Annotated in this window: 9 protein-coding genes; 5 read left to right on the forward strand and 4 right to left on the reverse strand. The window is 71.1% G+C overall.

The window, feature by feature from the left end:
• A partial coding sequence (rocD, locus tag AC1D15_RS12350) for an ornithine--oxo-acid transaminase (RefSeq protein WP_477826199.1) occupies positions 1-967 on the reverse strand: 967 nt, incomplete at its 3' end.
• 127 nt (positions 968-1,094) lie between these two features.
• Between rocD and AC1D15_RS12355 the strand changes: the two genes are divergently transcribed.
• From AC1D15_RS12355 to AC1D15_RS12365, 3 genes are read left to right on the forward strand one after another with little or no spacing between them, the layout of a single operon-like run.
• Positions 1,095-1,568, forward strand: a complete 474-nt coding sequence (locus tag AC1D15_RS12355; RefSeq protein ID WP_047508983.1) for an Lrp/AsnC family transcriptional regulator — start codon at positions 1,095-1,097, stop codon at positions 1,566-1,568.
• Positions 1,565-2,584, forward strand: a complete 1,020-nt coding sequence (locus AC1D15_RS12360) for an NAD-dependent epimerase/dehydratase family protein (RefSeq protein WP_477826200.1) — start codon at positions 1,565-1,567, stop codon at positions 2,582-2,584. Before AC1D15_RS12355 ends, AC1D15_RS12360 begins: the two co-directional genes overlap by 4 nt.
• Positions 2,581-3,573 (forward strand): Gfo/Idh/MocA family protein, encoded by a 993-nt coding sequence (locus tag AC1D15_RS12365; RefSeq protein ID WP_477826201.1) that lies wholly within the window; start codon positions 2,581-2,583, stop codon positions 3,571-3,573. The genes AC1D15_RS12360 and AC1D15_RS12365 overlap by 4 nt, the downstream gene beginning before the upstream one ends.
• Before the next feature lie 18 nt (positions 3,574-3,591).
• On the opposite strand, the gene AC1D15_RS12370 is transcribed toward AC1D15_RS12365, so the two are convergent.
• Both AC1D15_RS12370 and pcaH read right to left on the reverse strand, forming a co-directional pair.
• The gene (locus AC1D15_RS12370; protein ID WP_465110731.1) at positions 3,592-4,110 is read right to left on the reverse strand and encodes a peptidase associated/transthyretin-like domain-containing protein; all 519 of its coding nucleotides are present in this window, start codon (positions 4,108-4,110) and stop codon (positions 3,592-3,594) included.
• Positions 4,111-4,121: 11 nt separating this feature from the next.
• Complete coding sequence (gene pcaH, locus AC1D15_RS12375) at positions 4,122-4,814, reverse strand: protocatechuate 3,4-dioxygenase subunit beta (RefSeq protein WP_477826202.1); 693 nt, start codon at positions 4,812-4,814, stop codon at positions 4,122-4,124.
• 158 nt (positions 4,815-4,972) lie between these two features.
• On the opposite strand from pcaH, the gene AC1D15_RS12380 reads away from it, so the two are divergent.
• Together AC1D15_RS12380 and pobA are read left to right on the forward strand one after the other, a co-directional pair.
• The gene (locus tag AC1D15_RS12380) at positions 4,973-5,815 is read left to right on the forward strand and encodes an IclR family transcriptional regulator domain-containing protein (protein WP_047508989.1); all 843 of its coding nucleotides are present in this window, start codon (positions 4,973-4,975) and stop codon (positions 5,813-5,815) included.
• The gene (gene pobA / locus AC1D15_RS12385; RefSeq protein ID WP_477826203.1) at positions 5,812-6,999 is read left to right on the forward strand and encodes a 4-hydroxybenzoate 3-monooxygenase; all 1,188 of its coding nucleotides are present in this window, start codon (positions 5,812-5,814) and stop codon (positions 6,997-6,999) included. The genes AC1D15_RS12380 and pobA overlap by 4 nt, the downstream gene beginning before the upstream one ends.
• Positions 7,000-7,007: 8 nt before the next feature.
• Here the strand turns inward: pobA and AC1D15_RS12390 are convergent, their stop codons facing one another.
• Entirely contained in the window at positions 7,008-7,496 is a 489-nt protein-coding gene (locus AC1D15_RS12390; protein WP_477826204.1) for an AraC family transcriptional regulator, read from the reverse strand.
• Between the last annotated feature and the right edge of the window lie 28 nt (positions 7,497-7,524).

A 7,524-nucleotide genomic window follows, 5' to 3' on the forward strand; every position in this document is an offset into this window, starting at 1 on the left:
CCAGCTGCTCGCGCTCCAGCAGCTGCAGGGCCGCCAGCCCGACCGCCGCCGCCAGCGGGTTGCCGCCGAAGGTGCTGCCGTGGTCGCCGGGGGTGAACTGCGCCATCACGTCCTCGCGCGCCAGGAACGCGCTGACCGGCAGCAGCCCGCCGCCGAGCGCCTTGCCGAGCACCAGCCCGTCGGGCAGCACGCCGTCGTGCTCGCAGGCCAGCAGGCGGCCGGTGCGGCCGAGGCCGGTCTGCACCTCGTCGCAGATCATCAGCACGTCGTGCTTCGTGCAGATCTCGCGCACCGCCTTCAGGTAGCCGGCCGGCGGCACGATGATGCCGGCCTCGCCCTGGATCGGCTCGACGATGAAGGCGGCGGTGTGCGGCGTGATCGCGGCCTCCAGGGCCCGCGCATCGCCGAACGGCACCGCGTTGAAACCCGGCGCGAACGGGCCGAAGCCGTCGCGGTATTGCGCCTCGGTCGAGAAACCGACGATGGTGGTGGTGCGGCCGGCAAAGTTGCCCTCGGCGACGAGGATCTGCGCCTGGCCCTCGGGCACGCGCTTGACCTTGTAGGCCCATTTGCGCGCCGCCTTGATCGCGGTCTCCACCGCCTCGGCGCCACTGTTCATCGGCAACGCCCGCGCCATGCCGGTCATGCGGCACAGTGTCTGTAGGAAGGGACCGAGCCGATCGGTGTGGAAGGCCCGGCTCGTCACGGCCAGCGTCTGCGCCTGCTCGGTGAGCGCGCGCACCAGCTCCGGGTGGCTGTGGCCGAAGCTGACGGCCGAGTAGGCGGACATCATGTCCAGGTAGCGCCGGCCCCGGTCGTCGAACAGGTGCACGCCCTCGCCGCGCGTCAGCACGACCGGCAGCGGGTGATAGTTGTGGGCGCCGTGGCGTTGCTCCAGCGTGATCGGAGATTCCTGCGGGGCGGCGTGGCGGGCTTGCAGGGCGGCGGCGCGGGCGGCGGTGGTCATGTCAACTCCTGGTCTGAATGCATAGCGAACGCTCACAGTCTAGAGATGCGGCGGCGAAATTTGCTTTCCAAAACTTGCATCCTTGCCGCCGTTGACGCACGATTCATGCATCAATGAAGGCGAAGCGATGAACGGTGGAGCGATTGACGGCCTGGACCGCAAGATTCTGGAAGCCCTGCAGGCCGATGGCCGCGCCAGCAACGTGGAGTTGGCGGCGCAGGTGCACCTGTCGGCACCGCAGTGCTTCCGCCGCGTGCGCGCGCTGGAGGAGCGCGGCGTGATCCGCGGCTACCGCGCGCAGGTCGATCCGCAGGCGCTCGGGCTGGGTGTGATGGCCTACGTCAGCCTGAACATCGACGGCGGTCAGTTCGGCCGCGTGCGCGAGGTCGAGGCCGACATCCGCGCCTTCCCGCAGATCCTCGAATGCCACACGGTGTCGGGCGACAGCGACTACCTGCTGAAGGTGGTCGCGCAGGACCTGAAGAGCCTGAGCCAGTTCCTGACCGACCGCCTGATGCAGGTGCCCGGCGTCGACGACGTGCGTTCGATGATCTGCATGGAAGAGGTGAAGGCGCCGTCGCCGTTGCCGGTGTCGCCATGAGGCTGCTGGTGCTCGGTGGCGGCGTGTTCCTCGGTGCGGCCGTGGTCGATGCGGCCTGCGCGGCGGGGCATGCGGTGACGGTGTTCAACCGCGGGCGGGCGCGCCGTGCCTGGCCGGCGGGCGTCGAATGCATCGTTGGTGACCGGCAGCGCGATCTCGGTGCGCTGCAGGGCCGGCGCTTCGATGCGGTGGTCGACACCTGCGGCTACCTGCCGGGTGACCTGCGCCTCAGCGCCGAGGCCTTGTCCGATGCGGGGCAGTACCTGTTCGTCTCGAGCGTGTCGGCGTATGCGTCGCTCGTTCGGCCGGGTGAAGACGAGCGGGCGCCGCTGGCATCGTTCGACGGCGTGGCGCCGGACGACCGCAGCGCCGCACACTACGGGGCGCAGAAGGCGGCCTGCGAGGCGGCCTTGCGCACGGCGTGGGGCGAGCGGGCGCTGGTGGTGCGGCCGGGGTTGATCGTCGGCCCCGGCGACCCGACCGGGCGCTTCAGCCACTGGCCGTGGCGCGCCGCGGCGGGCGGCACGATGCTGGTGCCCGAGGCGCCGTCGCCGCTGCAGATGATCGACGTGCGCGACCTCGCCGCGTGGATGCTGCGGTTGCTGGAGCGCGGCACGCGCGGCGACTTCAACGCGACCGGCCCGGTCGACGGGCCGCTGACCTGGCCGCAGATGATCGACGCCTGCATCACCGCGGCCGTGCACGCGGGGCACGCGCCGGCGACCCCACGGCTCGTCGGCGAGACCTTCCTGCAGGCCGAAGGCGTGCGCCTGTGGACCGAGTTGCCGCTGTGGATCCCGGCGAGCGAGGCGGATTCGCAGGGCTTCCTCGCAGTGAGCGTGACACGGGCGCGAGCGGCGGGGCTGCAAACGCGGCCGTTGCTGGACACCGCAGCCGACATCCTGGCCGAGCCGATCCCCGCGCTCGGCGATTCGCGGCGCGATGGCAAGCTGACGGTGGAGCGAGAACGGGATTTGCTGGCACGATGGGCGAAGCTCGCACCACCACGGCCATGACCTCTCCACCCACCCTCCGCTGGGGCCTGATCGGCGCCGCCCGCATCGCCGCATCGGCGCTGATCCCGGCCTTCCGCAGCACCGGCAGCCCGATCGTCGCGGTCGGCTGCAGCGATCCAGTCCGCGGCGCCGCCTACGCCGCAAAGCACGAGATCCCGCTCGCGACCGGCTACGACGCATTGCTGGCCCGCGACGACATCGACGCGGTCTACATCGCGCTGCCCAACCATGCGCACCTGCCGCTGACGCTGGCCGCACTGAAAGCCGGCAAGCACGTGCTGTGCGAGAAGCCGCTCGCGCTGAGCGCCGACGAGGCGCGCCGGATGAAGGCCGCCGCCGGCACCGCCGGGCGGCTGGTGATGGAAGCCTTCATGCACCACTTCCACCCGCAGCTCGCGCGCGCCCAGGCGCTGGTGCGCGGCGAGGCCTGGGGCCCGCTGAAATGGATGCGCAGCCACTTCACCTACACGCTGCACGACCCGGCCGACGTGCGCTGGAGCCGCCGCATGGGCGGCGGCGCGCTGTACGACCTGGGCTGCTATCCGCTGAGCGTGATGCGGTGGCTGGCCGGCGTCGAGCCGGTGGTGCTCGGCGTCGCGGCCGGGCTGACGCCGCCCGATGCCGAAGGCGGCCGCGTCGACCATGCGGCGCACGCGATGCTGCGTTTCGACACGGCGCACGGCGACGTCACCGGCCACTTCGATTGCGCGTTCTCGCTGCCGCCGCACACGCAGTTCGAGGCGCTGCTGCGCGACGGCATCCTGCGGCTGGAGACGCCGTTCGGCTGGAAGGACGTCGAGGCGGTGCTGCGCATCGGCGATCACGTCGAGCGCTTCGCGCCCTGCGACCCGTATGCGCTGATGGTGCGGCACTTCGAGGCGGCGGCGCTCGGCCACGAGGCGGTGCGCATCACGCTCGACGATTCGATCGCGCAGGCCGTCGCGATGGACGCGCTGCTCGCCCGCGCGCACGCGGCGGCGAACCGCTGACACCCGGGCCCCGCACGCTCACTCGAAATCGAGGAACACCGTCTCGCGCTCGCCCTGCAGGTGGATGTCCCAGCGGTAGCTGCCATCGGCCTGGCGCTGCGCGAGCAGCGTGTCGCGGCGCGCCGCCGGCACCTGCGCCAGCAGTTCCGAGCTCGCAAGCCCCGGCGCATCGGCCAGGAACACCGCGCAGAACTGGTGCTTCAGCAGGCCGCGCGCGAACAGCGTGATCCAGGCCGCCGGCTCGCCCGGGGCGGCCTGCGGCGAAGCGGCCAGTTCGATCCGGAACTCGCCCCGCTCGCCGGTCGGGCAACGGCGAAAGCCGGGCATCGGGCGCTCATGCTCGCCCGTCGCCGCAGCCGGTGACCAGGCCTCGACCCAGCCATCGCTCACCGGCTGGCCCTGCCCGTCGAACAGCGTGCCGCCGATCGTGATCCAGGTCGTGGCCGTGGCCCCCAGCTGCGACAGCTCGGCGGCCCAGCGCCAACCCTCGTGCGGAAACGGACCGATGGTCTGCGATGAAGTGATCCTGCTCGTCATGGCTTCGGTGCTCACAGGGCCATCGGCGTCGCGTGGCGGCCGCGCAGCACGATGTCGAAGTCGTAGYCGAGGGCGTTGCCGCCGTCGGTGTGGTCCATGTTCAGGTGCGCGGCCAGGCGGGTTCGCGCCGCGGCATCCGGAATGCTCTGGAAGATGGGATCGAACGCGAACAGCGGGTCGTTCGCGAAATACATCTGCGTCACCAGCCGCTGCGCCAGCACGTTGCCGAACAGCGAGAAGTGGATGTGCGCCGGTCGCCAGGCCTTGTCGTGGTTGCCCCACGGGTACGGCCCCGGCTTGATGGTGACGAAGCGGTAGCGGCCGTCGTCGTCGGTGAACATCTTGCCGATGCCGTGGAAATTGGGGTCGAGCGGCGCATCGTGCTGGTCCTTCTTGTGCCAGTAGCGGCCGGCCGCATTGCACTGCCACACCTCGAGCAGCGAGCGCCGCACCGGGCGGCCGTCCTCGTCGACCACGCGGCCGCTGACGATGATCTTCTCGCCGAGCGGTGCGCTGCTGCCGTGAGCCGTCAGGTCGAGGTCCTTCGGGCCGACCAGCGCCGGAGAGAAACGCACGCCGTCGCGTGCCGGCGCCGGTGCCTTCACGCGCAACGGCGGCTGCATCGGGCCCCGGCTGCGGGTGGACTGGTAGGGGGGATGGATCAGGCTCGGGTACACGCCCGGGGCCACCTCGTCGAACTGCATCGCTGTCTCCTTGATCCGCCAATCGCCCACGAAGGCCCGGCGGCAGCTGCAACGCGCGAAAGGTAGGCTACATTGATCCGCACCACAAGGGGTTGCGCATCGATCGCGTCGACACAGCGCCCGCCGTGGGCGATTGGCGCACATCGGAGTAGCAGTTGATGAATGCTCGCGAACCGCAGCTTCCCGACGACGACGACCCGGCCGGCGACCTCGCCGAGGCACCGTCCTCCACCACCACCGCCGCCGGTCCCAACAAGCGCGACCTGATCGCCGGCCTCGAGAAGGGCCTCGCGGTGATCGAGGCCTTCGACCAGGACCGGCCACGGCTCACGATCAGCGAGGTCGCCGCGCGCTGCAGCCTGACCCGCGCCGCCGCCCGCCGCTACCTGATCACGCTGGAGTACCTCGGCTACGTCAACAGCGACCGCAAGATGTACGCGCTGACGCCGAAGGTGCTGCGCATGGGCCAGAGCTACATGCACTCGGCGCGGCTGCCGCGCATCGTGCAGCCGGAGCTGCACAAGCTGGCCTACGCGCTGAAGGAGGCCTCGTCGGCCGGCGTGCTGGATGGCAACGACGTGATCTGCATCGCCGCCACCAGCGCCGGCCGCGTCGTGTCGTCGACGCTGCAGCCCGGCACGCGCGTGCCGGCGTACTGCACCGCGAACGGCCGCGTGCTGCTGAGCGCGCTGCCGCAGGCCGAGGTCGACGCGTGGATCGCCCGCCAGGCGCTGGAGCCGCTGACGCCCAACACCATCACGCTGCCGGAGCGGCTGCGCCTGGAGATCGCCCGCACCCGCTCGCAGGGCTATGCGACGGTGGACCAGGAGCTGGAGCTCGGGCTGCGCACGATCTCGGTGCCGCTGAAGAACCACCGCGGCGAGGTGCTCGCGGCGATGAACGTCAGCGTGCATGCGGCGCGCGTGACGATGGACCAGCTGGTCGAAGGCTCGCTGCCGGCCTTGCTTCACGCGCAGGCGAGCCTGCGCACGGTGCTGTGACAACGGCCCGCACACAAGTAGCCATCGTCGGCGGTGGGCCGGCGGGGCTGCTGCTGGGCCAGCGGCTGCACCAGGCCGGCATCGATGCGGTGATCCTCGAGCAGCGCAGCGCCGCCTACGTGCTGGGCCGCATCCGCGCCGGCGTGCTCGAGCAGGGCACGGTCGACCTGATGGACCAGCTCGGCATCGGCCAGCGCATGCATGCGCAGGGGCTGGTGCACGGCGGCTTCGCCCTCGGCTTTCGCAACACCCGCCAGCGCATCGACCTGCACCGGCTGACGCACGGCCGGCAGGTGATGGTCTACGGCCAGACCGAGCTGACGCGCGACCTGATGGATGCCCGCAGCGCCTGCGGCGCCGTCACCGAGTACGAGGCCGAGGACGTTGCGTTGCACGACTTCGACGGTGCGGCGCCGCGCGTCACCTGGCGCCGGCAAGGCGTCACGCACGAGCTGCAGTGCGATTTCATCGCCGGCTGCGACGGCTTCCACGGCGTGAGCCGCGCGAGCGTGCCGCCGGCCGCGCTGAAGGTGTTCGAGCGCAGCTACCCGTTCGGCTGGCTCGGCGTGCTGTCGGACACGCCACCGGTCTCGCACGAGCTGATCTACTCGAACCACGAGCGCGGCTTCGCGCTGTGCAGCATGCGATCGCTGACGCGCAGCCGCTACTACATCCAGTGCCCGGCGGACGACTCGGTCGCGCGCTGGAGCGACCAGGCGTTCTGGGACGAGCTGCGGCGCCGGCTCGACCCGGAATCGGCCGAGCGCATGGTCACCGGAGCGTCGATCGAGAAGAGCATCGCGCCGCTGCGCAGCTTCGTCGCCGAGCCGATGCGCTTCGGCCGGCTGTTCCTCGCCGGCGATGCGGCGCACATCGTGCCGCCGACCGGCGCGAAGGGCCTGAACCTCGCGGCCTCCGACGTGCAGTACCTGTCGCAGGCGCTGATCGAGCACTACCGGCAGCGCAGCGACGCCGGCATCGACCGCTACTCCGAACGCTGCCTGCGCCGCGTCTGGAACGCGGTGCGCTTCTCGTGGTGGTTCACGTCGCTGATGCACCGTTTCCCGGACGGCGGCGAGTTCGGCCAGAAGGTGCAGGAGGCCGAGATCGGCTACCTGCTGCACTCCGAGGCGGCGGCCACGGTGCTGGCCGAGAACTACGTCGGCCTGCCGCTCGAGCACTGAGCGGCGCGTCAGCGCACCGGGATGTGGATGTCGGTGATCAATTGCTCGGCCGGCACCTGGCTGGGGTCGTTCACGTAGTCCTCGAACGGCGCGGCGTCGCGCAGCTCGATGCCGGACGACGGCACCCAGTCGCGGTAGATCGCGCGCCAGGTCTGCCACAGCGTGTCGTACGGGCCGGTGTGGCGGAACACCGCCCAGCGGCCGGCGGGGATCGCCTGGCAGTCGATGCGGTCGACGGCCGAGAGATCGGGCACCGGGCCGCTGAACGCGACGGCCGCGATGAAGCGCGCCTCGGGGTCGTCGAAGCCCTTGATCTCGTCGGGACAGATCGCGAGGCACGCGGTCTGCCGCTCGCCGAGGCCGAGCGCCTGCACAGCGGGCAGCAGGCGGCCGAAGGCGCGTTGCGCGGCGGCACTCATGTCGTTGTCGATCGCGCCGCGTTCGGTGGCGCACAGCACCTGGCGTTCAGGCAGGTCGCGGAAGCTCGGTTCAAGCATGGTCTTTCTCCTGAGGGGACGGGGGGAC

This window comes from Rhizobacter sp. P2_H2 (genome assembly GCF_056403375.1).